This is a genomic window from Nocardioides antri (assembly GCF_008373765.1).
Classification (GTDB): Bacteria; Actinomycetota; Actinomycetes; order Propionibacteriales; family Nocardioidaceae; genus Nocardioides; species Nocardioides antri.
Window position 1 is genome coordinate 224 of the sequence record NZ_VUJW01000046.1, and the last position, 263, is coordinate 486.

The window sequence follows — 263 nt, forward strand, 5'->3', positions numbered from 1 at the left end:
TCTCCGCCGCGGTCGGCGTACGACGGTCCTCCCGGTGCCACACGACCCGCTGCGCGAACGGGATCTCGATGCCCTCGTGGTCGAACCGGGCCTTGATCCGCTGGCGGAGGGTGCGGGCGACAGCCCACTGCTGCAGCGGCGCGGTCTTGATCATCACCCGGATGGTCACGGAGTCCGCTGCCAGCATCTCCACACCGGTCACCTCGGGCTCCTCGATGATGATGCCCTTGTAGTCCTCGTCCTCCCACAGGTCGTGGGCCACC

1 pseudogene is annotated in these 263 nt (G+C 68.4%); it reads right to left on the bottom strand.

The annotated features are described in order from the left end of the window. Positions 1-121: 121 nt before the first annotated feature. A pseudogene (locus F0U47_RS22160) lies at positions 122-187 on the bottom strand (hypothetical protein); the annotation flags it as partial. Between the last annotated feature and the right edge of the window lie 76 nt (positions 188-263).